At 66.9% G+C, this 14496-nt stretch carries 11 protein-coding genes; 5 read left to right on the top strand and 6 right to left on the bottom strand.

Features of this window, described 5'->3' with window-relative positions:
* Positions 1-31: 31 nt before the first annotated feature.
* The 4 genes from ACGFK1_RS20775 (at position 32) to ACGFK1_RS20760 (ending at position 7468) form a co-directional block, all read left to right on the top strand.
* Positions 32-1819: an Hsp70 family protein gene (locus ACGFK1_RS20775; protein ID WP_393433389.1), complete on the top strand. Its 1788-nt coding sequence runs from the start codon at positions 32-34 to the stop codon at positions 1817-1819.
* A 126-nt stretch (positions 1820-1945) separates the two neighbouring features.
* Entirely contained in the window at positions 1946-4780 is a 2835-nt protein-coding gene (locus ACGFK1_RS20770; RefSeq protein ID WP_393433386.1) for a (Fe-S)-binding protein, read from the top strand.
* A gap of 38 nt (positions 4781-4818) precedes the next feature.
* Entirely contained in the window at positions 4819-6093 is a 1275-nt protein-coding gene (locus ACGFK1_RS20765) for a pyridoxal phosphate-dependent aminotransferase (protein ID WP_393433383.1), read from the top strand.
* Positions 6094-6208: 115 nt separating this feature from the next.
* A complete protein-coding gene (locus ACGFK1_RS20760; protein ID WP_393433380.1) occupies positions 6209-7468 on the top strand; it encodes a YibE/F family protein in 1260 nt (419 codons plus the stop codon).
* Here ACGFK1_RS20760 and rfbA read toward each other — a convergent pair.
* From rfbA to ACGFK1_RS20740, 4 genes are read right to left on the bottom strand one after another with little or no spacing between them, the layout of a single operon-like run.
* A complete protein-coding gene (rfbA, locus tag ACGFK1_RS20755; protein WP_393433377.1) occupies positions 7422-8285 on the bottom strand; it encodes a glucose-1-phosphate thymidylyltransferase RfbA in 864 nt (287 codons plus the stop codon). The genes ACGFK1_RS20760 and rfbA overlap by 47 nt on opposite strands.
* Positions 8285-8632 (bottom strand): nuclear transport factor 2 family protein, encoded by a 348-nt coding sequence (locus tag ACGFK1_RS20750; RefSeq protein WP_393433374.1) that lies wholly within the window; start codon positions 8630-8632, stop codon positions 8285-8287. The genes rfbA and ACGFK1_RS20750 overlap by 1 nt, the downstream gene beginning before the upstream one ends.
* A gap of 19 nt (positions 8633-8651) precedes the next feature.
* A complete protein-coding gene (locus ACGFK1_RS20745; protein ID WP_393433372.1) occupies positions 8652-9404 on the bottom strand; it encodes a maleylpyruvate isomerase family mycothiol-dependent enzyme in 753 nt (250 codons plus the stop codon).
* Position 9405: 1 nt separating this feature from the next.
* The gene (locus ACGFK1_RS20740; protein ID WP_393433369.1) at positions 9406-10731 is read right to left on the bottom strand and encodes a cytochrome P450; all 1326 of its coding nucleotides are present in this window, start codon (positions 10729-10731) and stop codon (positions 9406-9408) included.
* 63 nt (positions 10732-10794) lie between these two features.
* Between ACGFK1_RS20740 and ACGFK1_RS20735 the strand changes: the two genes are divergently transcribed.
* Positions 10795-11415 (top strand): TetR/AcrR family transcriptional regulator, encoded by a 621-nt coding sequence (locus tag ACGFK1_RS20735; RefSeq protein ID WP_393433366.1) that lies wholly within the window; start codon positions 10795-10797, stop codon positions 11413-11415.
* Here the strand turns inward: ACGFK1_RS20735 and ACGFK1_RS20730 are convergent.
* On the bottom strand, positions 11393-12733 hold the full coding sequence (locus ACGFK1_RS20730) for a UDP-glucose dehydrogenase family protein (RefSeq protein WP_393433363.1): 1341 nt from the start codon (positions 12731-12733) through the stop codon (positions 11393-11395). The two genes, ACGFK1_RS20735 and ACGFK1_RS20730, sit on opposite strands and share 23 nt — an antisense overlap.
* Positions 12734-12820: 87 nt before the next feature.
* The gene (locus ACGFK1_RS20725) at positions 12821-14371 is read right to left on the bottom strand and encodes a hypothetical protein (RefSeq protein ID WP_393433361.1); all 1551 of its coding nucleotides are present in this window, start codon (positions 14369-14371) and stop codon (positions 12821-12823) included.
* Between the last annotated feature and the right edge of the window lie 125 nt (positions 14372-14496).

Here is a 14496-nt window from a genome sequence, read left to right as displayed (position 1 = left end):
GCGGAAACAGCGATCACCATAAGGTCATCGCATGCTGAATTCGCCAGGCAACCACGGCCAGTCGGTCGGCCTTTCGGTCGGTGCGACGAACCTCGCAGGCACCCGCGACGGGCGCGCCGCCGTCCTCCGACCCGCGGAGCTCAGGGTGCACGGTCAGCGACTGACCGGATTCGTCGACCGCGTCGGCGACCCCGTGCCGCTGATCGCGCCCGACGGATCGAAGCACCGGTCGGAGGACCTGCTCGCTGACGCGCTGGGCGCGATGGCCGACGCGGTCGCCGACGGGTCACCGGTACCGGATGCCGCGGTGACGGTGCCTGCGCACTGGCGCCCGTCGATCGCCGACATCCTGCGCAGAAAGCTGGGCGGCAAGCTGCCGGTGGTGTCCGATGCGACCGCGGCGCTGACCGCATTGCGCGCCAACCCCGGCCTGCCCACCAGAGGCGTGATCGTGCTGTGCGACTTCGGTGGCAGCGGCACCAGCATCACGCTGGCGAATGCCGGGCGCGATTTCTCCTTGTTCGGCGAGACGGTCCGCTTCTCCGACCTGTCCGGCGATCAGATCGACCAGGCGCTGCTGACGCACGTCGTCACCGGCCTGGCCGATGTGGACCCGTCAGGCACCGCGATGGTCGGATCGCTGGTGCGGTTGCGCGACGAATGCAGGCGCGCCAAGGAGCGACTGTCCGCGGAAACCGCCACTGCGATGGTCGCCGACCTGCCCGGCCGTCGCGAAGACATCCGAGTCACCCGCGTCGAACTCGAGGACCTGATGCGGGCTCCACTCACGGAATTCCTTGTCGCACTTGATGACACGCTGGAGCGCTTCGGTGTGCCAACCGCGAGCGTATCTGCGGTGGCCACCATCGGCGGTGGGGCGCGCATCCCGCTGTTCACCCAGCGGCTGTCCGAACATCTGCGCGCACCCGTCGTCACCACGCTCACCTCTGCGCTGACCGCTGCCGAGGGCGCTGCGTTGATCGCCCACCGCAGCCGTGTCGTCGAGGAGGTCACGGTGCTGACGCCGACCGCGCCGGCGGTGACCGAAGCAACGGTGGCGCTGGTGAGCCACGACCGCGCGTTGGCGTGGTCGCAGGACGACACCAGCGAGGACGTGCTGCCCTATAGCGACGCACTGGAGTCCCGCCCCGAGGTGCATTTCCGCCACGAGCAGTGGCGCGACGACGCGCCTCCGCGGCGCAGCCCGCTGGTGTTGTTCGGGCTCTCTGCGGTTGCCGCGGCCATCGCCGCGGCGGTGTTCGGCTTCACACTCCTCAACGACACCGCGACGACGCCGGTCGAAGCGGCCAGTTCCACCACCACGACCACCTCCCCACCGCCTGCGGCGCCGGCCACTCTCCCAGCTACCCCGGCGCCGCAGGCCCCCCAAGTCACGGTGGTTGTGGCGCAGCAGCCGGCCACCCGGTATCAGGCGCCGCGCCACGTGCAGGTTCAAGCGCCCGTGCCGCAGCAGCCGCAGGCGGCCCCGCCGCCTCCGCCATCGGAGATGCCGCCGACCACCGAGCCCACCCCACCTCCGACGTCGCAGACGCCTCCGTCGACCGACCCCACCCCGCCGCCGACGTCCGAGACGCCTCCCACGTCGCCCAAACCGCCGCCCATCGACCCGGGCCCCGGCAACGGCGGCACCGGCACAGGTACCGGCGGTACCGGAACCGGGACCACCGGCGGCACGGGCACCGGTACTGGCGGTACCGGAACCGGCACGGAGACAACCGGAACCGGGTCGGGGACCAGCACGGAGACCGGTGGCACCGAGACCGGCAACGGCGGCACGTCGACCACCCCCAAGGCATAGTTAGGGCAGCCTTCGTAGCGACGTTTCCCCGCAAGATGCAACTATGAGCAGGCATCTAGCGAAAGTTACTGGCCAGTAACTAGGGATAAGTTACCCTTGGGTAACTTACAAAACGGGAGGCATGCGGTGGAAACCCAGATGCTGATCAGGCTCGTCGTCGGTCTCGGATTGACGGCGCTCGTGCTGGTGTTCGCCGCCAAACGCGTGCTGTGGCTGACGAATCTGATTCGCTCCGGCGCCCCGACCGGCCCGGAGAACAACCGCAAGGACAACCTCGGTAAGCGGATCACCACGCAGATCGAAGAGGTCTTTGGGCAAACCCGCCTGTTGCGCTGGTCGATCCCCGGTATCGCGCACTTCTTCACGATGTGGGGCTTCTTCATCCTCGCGTCGGTGTATTTGGAGGCCTACGGCCTTCTGTTCGTGGACAACTTCCACATCCCCTTCATCGGTCGATGGGACGCGCTGGGCTTCCTGCAGGACTTCTTCGCCGTCGCGGTACTGCTCGGCATCATCACGTTCGCGATCATCCGGGTGAGGCAGGAGCCCAAGCAGCACGGCCGCGACTCGCGGTTCTACGGCTCACACACCGGCGGCGCGTGGCTGATCCTCTTCATGATCTTCAACGTCATCTGGACCTATGCCCTGGTCCGAGGGGCTGCGGTGAACAACGAGACCCTGCCTTACGGCAACGGGGCGTTCTTCTCTCAGCTGATGGGCTGGGTGTTGCATCCGCTCGGCCACACCGCCAACGAGTGGATCGAAACCATCGCGCTGCTGCTGCACATCGGCGTCATGCTGGTGTTCCTGTTGATCGTGCTGCACTCCAAGCACCTGCACATAGGTCTGGCGCCGATCAACGTCACCTTCAAGCGGATGCCCAACGGCCTCGGGCCGCTGCTGCCGGTCGAGTCCAACGGTGTTCCGGTCGACTTCGAGGATCCCGCGGAGGACGCCGTGCTGGGCCGCGGCAAGATCGAGGACTTCACCTGGAAGGGCTACCTCGACTTCACCACCTGTACGGAATGCGGCCGATGCCAGTCGCAGTGCCCGGCGTGGAACACCGGCAAGCCGTTGTCGCCCAAGCTCGTGATCATGAACCTGCGCGACCATCTGTTCGCCAAGGCGCCCTACATTCTCGGCGACAAGGAGACGCCGCTGGAGAACACCCCGGAGGGCGGCCTCGGCGAGGAACTCGGCGGCGAGAAGCACGATGAGGAACACCACGTCCCGGAGTCCGGCTTCGAACGCGTGATGGGCTCGGGACCCGCGCAGGCCACCCGCCCGCTGGTGGGCACCGCCGAACAACTCGGCGTCATCGACCCCGATGTGCTGTGGTCGTGCACCACGTGCGGTGCCTGCGTCGAGCAGTGCCCGGTCGACATCGAGCACATCGACCACATCGTCGACATGCGCCGCTACCAGGTGATGATGGAGTCCGAGTTCCCCTCCGAGCTCGGTGTGCTGTTCAAAAACCTTGAGACCAAAGGCAATCCGTGGGGTCAGAACGCGAAGGACCGCACGAACTGGATCGACGAGGTCGATTTCGACGTGCCGGTGTACGGCAAGGACGTCGAGTCCTTCGCAGGCTACGAGTACCTGTTCTGGGTCGGCTGTGCGGGCGCTTTCGAGGACCGCGCGAAGAAGACCACCAAGGCCGTCGCCGAACTGCTCGCGATCGCGGGCGTCAAGTACCTGGTGCTGGGTGAGGGTGAAACCTGCAACGGCGACTCGGCCCGCCGCTCCGGCAACGAGTTCCTGTTCCAGCAGTTGGCCGCGCAGAACGTCGAGACCCTCAACGAGATGTTCGAAGGCGTCGAGCGGGTGGACCGCAAGGTCGTCGTCACCTGCCCGCACTGCTTCAACACGCTGGGCCGCGAGTATCCCCAGGTCGGCGGCAACTACACCGTGCTGCACCACACCCAGCTGCTGAACCGGCTGATCCGCGACAAGAAGCTGGTGCCTGTGACCGCCCCCGATGGCGGCAGTCCTCATGGGCGAGACATCACCTACCACGACCCGTGCTACCTGGGCCGCCACAACAAGGTCTACGAGGCGCCGCGTGAGCTGATCGGGGCCTCGGGCGCCAATCTGACCGAGATGCCCCGGCACGCCGACCGCGGCCTGTGCTGCGGTGCCGGCGGCGCTCGGATGTGGATGGAAGAGCACATCGGCAAGCGCGTCAACGTCGAGCGCACCGAGGAGGCCATCGACACCGGCGCCTCGGCCATCGCCACCGGCTGCCCGTTCTGCCGCGTGATGATGACCGACGGTGTCGACGACGTCGCCGCCGCCAGGGACATCGAGAAGGTCGAGGTGCTCGACGTCGCTCAGCTGCTGCTGGGTTCGCTGGACAAGAGCGGCGTCGCGCTGCCCGAAAAGGGCACGGCGGCAAAGGAAGCCGAGGAGCGTGCGGCCCGCGAGCCCGAAGCCGCGCCGAAGGTGGAGGCGTCCACAGCCGTCGCGGAACCGGAAGCCAAGCCGGAAGCCAAGGCTGAGCCCGCTGAAACGAAGCCCGTCACCGGCCTTGGCATCGCAGGCGGCGCCAAGCGTCCCGGCGTGAAGAAGGCCGCGCCCGCCGCCGCCGCTGCTGAGGCATCCGCTACAGAGGCACCCGCGAAGACAGAACCCGAGGTCAAGGGCCTTGGTATCGCCGCAGGCGCCAAGCGCCCGGGCGCCAAGAAGACGGCCGCCCCGGCTGCCGAGAAGCCTGCTGCTGAGGCGCCCGCCCAACCAGAACCCGAAGTCAAGGGTCTTGGCATCGCACCCGGCGCCCGGCGACCGGGCGCCAAGAAGGCCGCGGCGGCACCGAAACCGGCTGCGCCGCAACCGGAGTCGACTTCCGATGACGAATCCAGCGCTGCGCCTGAGCCTTCCGCTGATGGCAATGGTGAGACGCCGCAACCACCCGTGAAGGGGCTGGGCATCGCCAAGGGTGCACGTCCGCCTGGCAAGCGATAACCAGCGGTTTTACAAATTAGCTGGACTGCGGTGCGATCATGGACGACGTGACCACCCACCATGTGCCGTGGCAGACCACGGGGCATCATCCGCGGCAGCGGACGTTCACGCAGTCGTCGAAGCTGCAGGACGTGCTGTACGAGATCCGCGGTCCGGTGCACGACCACGCGGCACGACTGGAGGCCGAAGGCCACCGCATCCTCAAGCTGAACATCGGCAACCCCGCGCCGTTCGGCTTCGAGGCGCCCGATGTGATCATGCGCGACATCATCGCGGCGCTGCCCTACGCGCAGGGCTACTCGGACTCCAAGGGCATCATGCCTGCCCGCCGCGCCGTGTTCACCCGCTACGAACTCGTGGACGGCTTCCCGAAGTTCGACGTCGACGACGTCTATCTCGGCAATGGCGCGTCCGAGCTCATCCAGATGACGTTGCAGGCCCTGCTGGACAACGGTGACCAGGTGCTGATTCCCGCACCGGACTACCCGCTGTGGACCGCGTGCACCTCGCTGGCGGGCGGCACCCCCGTGCACTATATGTGCGACGAGACGCAGGGCTGGATGCCCGACATCGCCGATCTGGAGTCGAAGATCACCGAGCGCACCAAGGCGATTGTGGTCATCAACCCCAACAATCCGACGGGCGCGGTCTACACGCGCGAAACCCTCACGCAGATCGCAGATCTCGCGCGCAAACACCAGCTGCTACTGCTGGCCGACGAGATCTACGACAAGATCCTCTACGACGACGCCAAGCACATCGCCATGGCATCAGTGGCGCCCGATGTACTGACGCTGACGTTCAATGGCCTTTCGAAGGCATATCGGGTCGCCGGATACCGGTCCGGGTGGCTCGTCATCACCGGCCCGAAGGAGCATGCGGCAAGCTTCATCGAGGGCATCAGCCTGCTGGCCAACATGCGGTTGTGCCCGAATGTTCCTGCCCAACATGCCATTCAGGTCGCGCTCGGTGGTTACCAAAGCATCGACGACCTTGTGCTGCCGGGCGGCAGGCTGCGCGAGCAGCGTGACGTCGCATGGGCCAAGCTGAACGAGATCCCCGGAGTGTCGTGCGTGAAGCCGGAGGGCGCGCTCTACACGTTCCCGCGGCTGGACCCCGAGGTGTACGACATCTCCGACGACGAGCAGCTCGTGCTCGATCTGCTGCTGCAGGAGAAGATTCTGGTCACCCAGGGCACCGGCTTCAACTGGCCGACGCCCGACCACCTGCGCATCGTGACGCTGCCGTGGTCACGCGACCTCGCCAACGCGATCGAGCGGCTGGGCAACTTCCTGTCGTCCTACCGGCAATAGCCGTCAGCTCCCGCGAAAGTGCACATATTGCGGGGATTGGTCGAACTTCTTCGCAGCAACTGCAGTTTCGAGCGCTGGTAAGGAGTGCCCAGTCCGCACGTCTACCCTGTTGCGCGTGACGCACTCGCACGCCCATTCGCACTCATTGAGCGGCCGTGCGCCTCTGGGGCCCGCCGCCGCCAGAGTCGTGATCGGGGCGCTGATCGCAATCGGTGTCGCGGTGGTGGCGGGCGCGGTGTGGCTGTGGCCCAGCCAGGAGAAGGTCGACATCCCGTTGCCGTTCCAGAACGCGGCCGGCGGGTCGGTCACCACCGAGGGCGGCCACGTGCTGTCGAGCAAGGCCGCGTCGTGTGGGAGCCCATCCAACGGCGCCGTGCTGACCGCCGGTCCGGAACCGGCCCCACCGGGCGGCGGGCAATGCGTGCAGGCGCTGATCGGCATCGATTCGGGCCCCAACAAGGGCGCCAACACGATGCTGGAGTTCAGTCAGGGGCCCGGCCAGCCCCACCTCGCCGCAGGCGACCACATCCGGATCAGCCGACAGGTCGACGCGGGCGGCGCCACCAGCTACGCGTTCTACGACTACGAGCGGACCTGGCCGCTGATCGCGTTCGCGGCGTTGTTCGCCGTCGTGATCGTCGCGGTGGCCGGTTGGCGGGGGCTGCGGGCGATGCTCGGCATCGTGATCGCGTTCGTGGTGCTGGTGATGTTTCTGCTGCCTGCCCTGCGGGACGGCGCGTCGGCGATTCCGGTCGCGCTGGTCGCGTCGGCGGCGATCCTGTACGCGGTGATCTATCTGGCGCACGGAGTGAGCCTGCGCACCAGTGCGGCGCTGCTCGGCACGTTGACCGCGTTGCTGCTCGCCGCGCTGTTGTCCTGGGCCGCAATCGATTTGGCGCACCTGACCGGGCTGTCCGAGGATCAGAACAACGAGGTGGCCGCTTACCTCGGCAATGTGTCGATCACCGGGCTGCTGTTGGCCGGGTTCATCATCGGCTCACTCGGCGTGCTCAACGACGTCACCGTCACACAGGCGTCGACCGTGTTCGAGTTGGCCGAGACCGGTGTCGGCCGGAAGGCGATCTTCCTCGGCGCCATGCGGGTCGGCCGCGACCACATCGCCAGCACCGTCTACACGCTGGTGCTCGCCTATGCCGGCAGCGCGCTGCCGCTGCTGCTGTTGTTCAGCGTGGCCAACCGGTCCCTCGGCGACGTGTTGACCAGTGAGAGTGTGGCGATCGAAATCGCCAGGTCGGCGGTCGGCGGCATCGCGCTGGCGCTGTCGGTGCCGTTGACGACGGCGATCGCCGCGCTGCTCGCCAGTCCGGCTACCGCTCCAGCAACTCGAGCAGGTAGGCGCCGTATCCGGACTTGAGCAGGGTGCGCGCGCGGGCCGCGAGTTGATCGTCGTCGATGAAGCCGACCCGCCAGGCCACCTCTTCGGGCACGCTGATCTTCAGGCCCTGCCTGCGTTCGATGGTGCGGACGTAGTCGCCCGCGTCGAGCAGCGAGTCGAACGTACCGGTGTCCAGCCACGCGGTGCCACGGGCCAGCACCTCGACCTTCAACCTGCCCTGGTTGAGGTATGTCTGGTTGACCTCGGTGATCTCGTATTCGCCGCGCGCGGACGGCTTCAGCGAGCGCGCTATCTCGACGACGTCGTTGTCGTAGAAGTACAGCCCAGGCACCGCGTAGTTCGACTTCGGGGTGGCGGGCTTCTCTTCGATCGACAGCGCGGTGCCGTCCGCTGAGAACTCGACAACACCGTACGCGGAGGGATCGGCCACCCAGTACGCGAAAATCGCTCCGCCGCTGATTGTTCGGAAGCGGCTGAGGCTGGTTCCCAAGCCGGGACCATAGAAGATGTTGTCGCCCAACACCAATCCCACCGGCCCGGTGCCGATGTGGTCGGCACCGATCACGAAGGCCTGCGCGAGGCCGTTGGGTTCGTGCTGCACGGCGTAGCTGATGTCGATCCCGAAATCCGAACCGTCGCCGAGCAATCGGTGGAACGCACCGGCGTCGTCGGGCGTGGTGATGATCAGGATGTCGCGGATGCCCGCCATCATCAGCGTCGACAGTGGGTAGTAGATCATCGGCTTGTCGTACACCGGCATCAACTGTTTCGAGGCACCTCTGGTGATCGGATACAGCCTGGTGCCGGATCCACCGGCCAGGATGATGCCGCGCATCAGCCTGCGAGATCCTTCTCGGTCATCTCGGTCGCAGCGAGTGCGGAAGCCAGGTCGGGATGCCGGAAGACCGACGTGACGTGGTCACGCACCACACGGAACGCGACACCTGCCCCGTCCTGCTCCTCGGCGACCACCACCCCGTCGCGGACGTACATCCGGCCGGGGTCGGCGGCTGTGACGGCCAGCGAACGCGCCCATTGCACCAGTGCTTCATGGCCCTGGCCCGCGCCATTGGCATCCCCGAACTCGATGTCGTCACTCGACACCTGCGTCAACGTATCGAAATCCTGCTCGTTCAGCGCGTCATGCCAGGCGAGGACGGTCGCAATCTCCGATGTGGTCATGTCGAGAAAGTACGCCTTCCTAGAACGGTGTGTGCTCCAGCCAGCCCTCCCAGACGGTGGCGTCGCCGAACACCTCGATGCCAACGTCGGCGGCGGTGCGCCTGCGCACGACGGCGAGTAACAGATCCGTGGCCTGGCCGCGCAGCGCCACGTCGCCCTTGCCGTGGGAGTGCGACCAGGTGATGCCGTCCTCGGTGTCGCTGGTGATGGTCCACTCCCCCGTCGGGCCCAGCCCGTCGTCGGTCGCGTGCAGGTGCAGCGTTCGCCCCACCGCCAATGGCAACGCCCGCGGTCTGGCCTCGACGCTGACACGCTCGATCCATTCACTGATCGCGTCCGCGGCGATCTCAGGGGACAGTTCGTAACCGACACCCAACGCGATGGCGGTGTCGGCGCGGTGCACCGTGGCCTCGTGCAGGCGCCTGCGGATCCACCACCCGCATGGCCGCGGACCGAGGAACGTCCATACCCGGGTCTCGGGTCCGACGCGATCGACGGCGTCGATGATCAGCTCCGCGCTCTTGTTCAACCAGTCGATCGCGCCGTCGAGGTCGTCGGGCGGTTTGCCGTCGCGGACGTCTCGCGGGTCCAGGGGATCGAGTCTGCGGTCGGCGATGATCTGTGCGGCCCAGCGGTTTCCACGCCCGACATGACGGAACAGTTGCTTGAGCGTCCAGTCGGGACAGGTCGGCACCGGCGTTGACGGATCTGCACCACGGATCAGCTGCCCGAACTCCCTGGTCTGGTCAAGCAGCGCGGCTCGGAAATCCACGCTACGAACCTACAGCGGCGCGGGCCCTTCCAAGCGCGATCGGCAGGGACGCCCATCCCCGCAGCACGCGAGTGTCGCGACGGCTGCCTGCGCCCGCCAGCCGCGCGTCGGGGAAGCGCTCGAAGAACGTGCGCAAGCCGACCTCGCCTTCCTGGCGCGCCAATGCGGCGCCGAGGCAGAAGTGCCTGCCACCAGAGAACGACAGATGCTTGCCCGCATTCTCGCGTTCGATGTCGAACCGATGAGGATCGGCGAACACCTTGGGATCGCGGTTGGCCCCCGCCAAGTAGACGATCACACCCTCACCCGAACGCACCAGCGTGCCCGCGAGATCGGTGTCGGCGGCCGCCACCCTGGCCGTCATCTGGACCGGCGACTCCAGCCGAAGAATCTCCTCGACCGCGGTCGGCCACAACTCCGGCCGCGCCTTGAGCTTGTCCAGTTGTTCGGGCGCATCGAGCAGCATCCGGATTCCGTTGCCCAGCAGGTTCACCGTGGTCTCGAAGCCGGCGGCCAGGACCAGACCAGCCGTGGCCAACAGCTCCTCGTTGCTCAACCGCGCGCCTTCGGCGCTGTTGTTGGACGCCTGGATCAACTGGCTCATCAGGTCGTCGCCGGGGTTGCGCCGCAAGTGATCCAGATGGTTCGTCAGCCAGTCGTTGAAACCCTCGATACCGCGGTACACCTGCCGGTACTGCGGCCAGCTCAGCCCCATGTCGAGGCTCGGTGCCCCAAGCTCACCGAATTCGAGGATGCGCGGGCGCGCCTCGTCGGGCACCCCGAGGATGTCGCCGATCACGGTGACCGGAAGGCGTGAGCAGTACCGGTCCACGATATCGACGGTGCCCGCATCGTCGACCAACTCGTCGAGCAGCCTGTCGGCGGTGGCTTGCACCCGATCCCGCAGCGCCGCAACCGCTCTCGTGGTGAACACCGACGAAACCAGTTTGCGGTAGCGGGTGTGGTCCGGCGGCTCGACCGACAGCATCGACGGCGGCTCCACCGGATGCAGCAGCCCTGGGTCGGTGCGACGGATCACCCATTGCAGCCACTTGGGCAGGTTCGATCCCATCGCGATGACGCGGAAGTCATCGGAGCGCAGCAGGTCGTTGGCGATCTTGTGGTCGACGGTCATGTACATCAGCCGGCACCTGACGATCGGCCCCATCGTGCGCAGTTCATCGATGAACGGGACCGGGTTCCTGCGCAGCTCCGGATCGGCGATGAACCGGCCCTGCGGATCGCCGCGGCGGGCGAGTTGTCTCGAAGTGGCACGGACGACGCCGTGCATGGCCAGCCAGCGGATGCGGTGCTTCGTGACGCCCATGCGACTCCTCCAACCGAATTGCGGTTCGGTTATCTCAGCGACCTTACCGAATTACAATTCGGTATGGCAAGGACACGGATCCCCGCAGCGCAGCGGCGGGCGCGGATCCTCGACGCGGCGGTCGAAACCTTCGCCGAGCACGGCTTCGCCGAGGCAAAGATGCAGGACATCGCCGCCCGGGCGGGTGTGGTGCCTTCGGTGCTCTATGACCACTTCGGCTCCAAACGTGAACTGCACATCACCCTGCTCGAGCAACACGCCGAGCAGATCAGGAACCGCTCGCTGAGGCATGTCGAGGGGGCATCAGCCGAGGAGTTGGTCAGGGCGAGCATCGAAAGCTACTTCGAATCGGTGGAACAGGACCCGTTCATGTGGCGGTTCCTGCACCGCGACCCGCCCGCCGACCCGGAGGTGGCCGCGGTCTGCCAGGAGATCGCCGACCGCGGCACGGCAGCCATCGCCGATCTGATCCGATTCGGTGCGGCCGACGCCAAGTCGGTGAAGGGCATCACCGTCGACGAAGCGGCGTTGATCCTGGCCCGCGCAACTCAGTCGGCATGCGGCGGGGTAGCCGCATGGTGGTACGAGAACCGCGATGTGCCTCGTGAACGGGTCGTCGAACTCGTCTACATGCTGCTGTGGCAGGGCTTCGACGGGATGCTCAGACAGGCGTCGGCAGGCTGACGGTCCTTCCCAGGCAGTAGACCCGCCACCCCGCGCTCGCCCATTGCTCGGCGTCGAGGCAATTGCGGCCGTCCACAACCACTTTCGCGCGCACGGTGTCGGCCAGTTCGGTGGGGTCGAGTTCGACGAACTCTCGCCACTCGGTGAGCACCAGCACGGCCTCGGCACGCTCGCAGGCCTCGATCACCGACGTCGAGTAGTTCAGCGTCGGGAACAGTCGTTGTGAGTTCTCGATCGCCTTGGGGTCGTAGACGTTGACCGTGGCGCCGTTGAGTTGCAGCATGCCCGCGACGTTGAGCGCGGGTGAATCGCGCACGTCGTCGGATTCCGGCTTGAACGCGGCGCCGAGCACGGCGATGTTGGCGCCGAGCAGGGACCCGCCGCACGCCTGGGTGGCCAACTCGACCATCCGGGTGCGGCGGCGCATGTTGATGCTGTCGACTTCGCGCAGGAAGGTCAGCGCATGGTTGGCGCCAAGCTCACCGGCGCGGGCCATGAACGCGCGGATGTCCTTTGGCAGGCAGCCACCGCCGAAACCCAGCCCAGCATTGAGGAATCGGCGTCCGATCCGCGGGTCGTATCCCAGCGCGTCGGCCAGCAGGGTGACGTCGGCGTCGACGGCTTCACACACTTCGGAGATCGCGTTGATGAACGAGATCTTCGTCGCGAGAAACGCATTGGCGGACACCTTGACCAACTCGGCGGTCTGTAGGTCGGTGACCAGGAACGGCGTGCCCTCGGCCAGCAGCGGCGCATACAGCTCCCGGATCGCTTCCTCGGCATACGTCGAATCTTGTTGCACACCAAGGACAATGCGGTCTGGATGCAGGGTGTCGAAGACGGCGAAGCCCTCACGCAGGAATTCGGGGTTCCAGGCGATCTGAACGTCGACGCCCACCGCGGCCAGGCCGCGCGCGCGATCGGACACCTCGGCGGCGGTGCCGACGGGCACCGTCGACTTGCCGACGATCACCGCGGATCTGCGCAGTCGCGGCACCAGCGAGTCGATGACGGCGTGCACATGGCGCAGGTCCGCGCCGTATTCACCCTTCTTCTGCGGTGTTCCGACGCCGAGGAAATGCACGTCGGCGAATTCTGCCGCCTCGTCGTAGTCGGTGGTGAACCGCAGTCTGCCCGCAGCGATGTTGTCGCTCAACATCTTCCGCAGACCGGGCTCGTAGAACGGAACGTCCCCGGAGGAGAGCTTGGCGACCTTACCCGCATCGATGTCGACGCCGATCACTTCGTGGCCGAGTTCGGCCATTCCGGCCGCGTGTGTCGCGCCGAGATAGCCCGTGCCGAATACGGTGCATCGCATACTGCTTCTATATGCAGCCGCGATGAGCTAACTGCTACGTGACACTGAGCGTCAAACCAACGGCGGGTTACGAGTGGTGTTCGACCCCTAGCCGCGGCAGAAGATCAGGAAGCAGCTGGGTCCACGGCCGCCATGACCGCCCGAGCCCGGGTATCCGCCGGAGCCGGGGTAACCGCCGCCCGGGTAGTTGCCGCCACCAGAGCCGGGATAGTCGCCGCCACCATGACCCGGCGACTGCGGATAGTCCGGCGGATCCTGTGGCTCCTGGTGCTGCCACGGCGGCGACCACGGCGGCTTGGGCCGCGGGTAGTACGCAGGCGGGGGCAGATAGGGGTTGTACACCGGCGGGTTGTAGACCGGCGGGTTGTAGACCGGCGGCGGAATGTACGGGATCGGCGCTGGCGCGACGGGCGGCGGCGCAGGCGGCGCCTCAGGAGCGGGCGGCGGTGCGGCCGGTGCCGGCGCTGGCGCCTGGGGGGCCGGTGCCTGTTCGACGAACACCTGACGCGGCGCCTGCTTGGGTGCAGGCGCCTCCTGCACGGCGACCGGCACCGGCGGCTTGATGGTCTCCGCCGGTGGCGGCGGCGGGGGTGCAGGCGGCGCGATGGGCTGCTGCGCTTCCTGCACCGGAGCCGGCGCGGGGGCCACCTTCGTAGGCGCGATCGCGTTCGTCCCGGGGTCGGGCCGCTGATCCACCGTCGGCCGGATGCTCACGGCCAGCGAAATGACAAGAGCGACAACGCCAACCACGAAGATCGAGGTCAACGCGCTGCCGACGAGCAGGAACGGTTTGCGGCCCTCGTCAGGGGCTATCTCTTCCATATCGGTGCGCGCGTCGAGACCGTCGGCGCCGACGGGCGCCATCTGGGTCTCGGCGGCCGCGAGTGCGCGGTATGCATTACCGGCCGTTGTGCCGTCGGGATCCTGCGAGTAGGCAAGGCCGACAGTGGAGGCTTCGAGCGCCGGGGCATGGGCCGAGGCCAGTGCCGCGCCGCGGGCCAACGCGATTTCGGCCTGGTCGGGCGCGCTGACAGGCACGCTCACGAGGTTCTCCAGGTGCGCCTTCACCGCGGTGACGTCGACGCCTGACCCGACGACGAACATGCCCTCCGGCGGCGCGTCCTGCGCGTCGACGGCAGCGGCCATGTCCGCAAGGACAGCCATCGCGTCACCGCCGTGCAGCGAACGGCTCAGCACCTTGACGATGGAGCCGTCGTCGGTCTGCACCACCGACAACGTGGCGGTGTCGCGATCGATGAAAAGCAGCGCGGTGGTGGCGTATCCGACCGCCCGTCCCACGGCCTGTGCAAGGGCGCCGGCGGCGTGGCCGTCGGACACCAGCATCACGTCGTCGATGCCGCGGGCGGCCAGCGTGTCGCGCAACGTGGACGCCTCGGCGTGGTCGCTCCACGTGACGCCGATCGACTTCAGATGATGGCCGCCTGCGGCGGCGCTTTCCTTGGTGCCAAGGATGGCGTCGACGACCTGTTCGGCCGCGCTGGCCGGCGTTGCTGAGCCGTCGGCGGCGGCGACTTCGAAAGCATCATGGTCGACGATCGAACCGTCGGCCTTCTCGCCCTCGACCAGCACCATGCGGACCGTCGTAGGTGTCATAGACACACCTAATACGATGTCCACTGACCCTCCAAAAGTGTTTGCTACGCTATCTAGATATCCGTTCAGGTCTCACTTATTACGAGCCGACGACCCGATAGTTCATCGTGGCAACCAGCCTGGCCGTTACATTCCGCGGCGTTAGCTGA

Origin of the sequence: Mycobacterium sp. NPDC048908 (genome assembly GCF_043197955.1) — a bacterium.
Taxonomy (GTDB): Bacteria; Actinomycetota; Actinomycetes; order Mycobacteriales; family Mycobacteriaceae; genus Mycobacterium.
The sequence above is the reverse complement of the archived record's forward strand: the minus strand, read 5'-3'. Positions and strand labels throughout refer to the sequence as shown.

What these genes read in the sequence shown, in the direction of transcription:
- ACGFK1_RS20775 (WP_393433389.1), top strand. Translation starts at nt 32, where the DNA reads ATGCTGAATTCGCCAGGCAACCACGGCCAGTCGGTCGGCCTTTCGGTC.
- ACGFK1_RS20765 (WP_393433383.1), top strand. Translation starts at nt 4,819, where the DNA reads ATGGACGACGTGACCACCCACCATGTGCCGTGGCAGACCACGGGGCAT.
- rfbA (WP_393433377.1), bottom strand. Translation starts at nt 8,285, where the DNA reads ATGCGCGGCATCATCCTGGCCGGTGGATCCGGCACCAGGCTGTATCCG.
- ACGFK1_RS20750 (WP_393433374.1), bottom strand. Translation starts at nt 8,632, where the DNA reads ATGACCACATCGGAGATTGCGACCGTCCTCGCCTGGCATGACGCGCTG.
- ACGFK1_RS20740 (WP_393433369.1), bottom strand. Translation starts at nt 10,731, where the DNA reads ATGGGCGTCACGAAGCACCGCATCCGCTGGCTGGCCATGCACGGCGTC.
- ACGFK1_RS20735 (WP_393433366.1), top strand. Translation starts at nt 10,795, where the DNA reads ATGGCAAGGACACGGATCCCCGCAGCGCAGCGGCGGGCGCGGATCCTC.
- ACGFK1_RS20730 (WP_393433363.1), bottom strand. Translation starts at nt 12,733, where the DNA reads ATGCGATGCACCGTATTCGGCACGGGCTATCTCGGCGCGACACACGCG.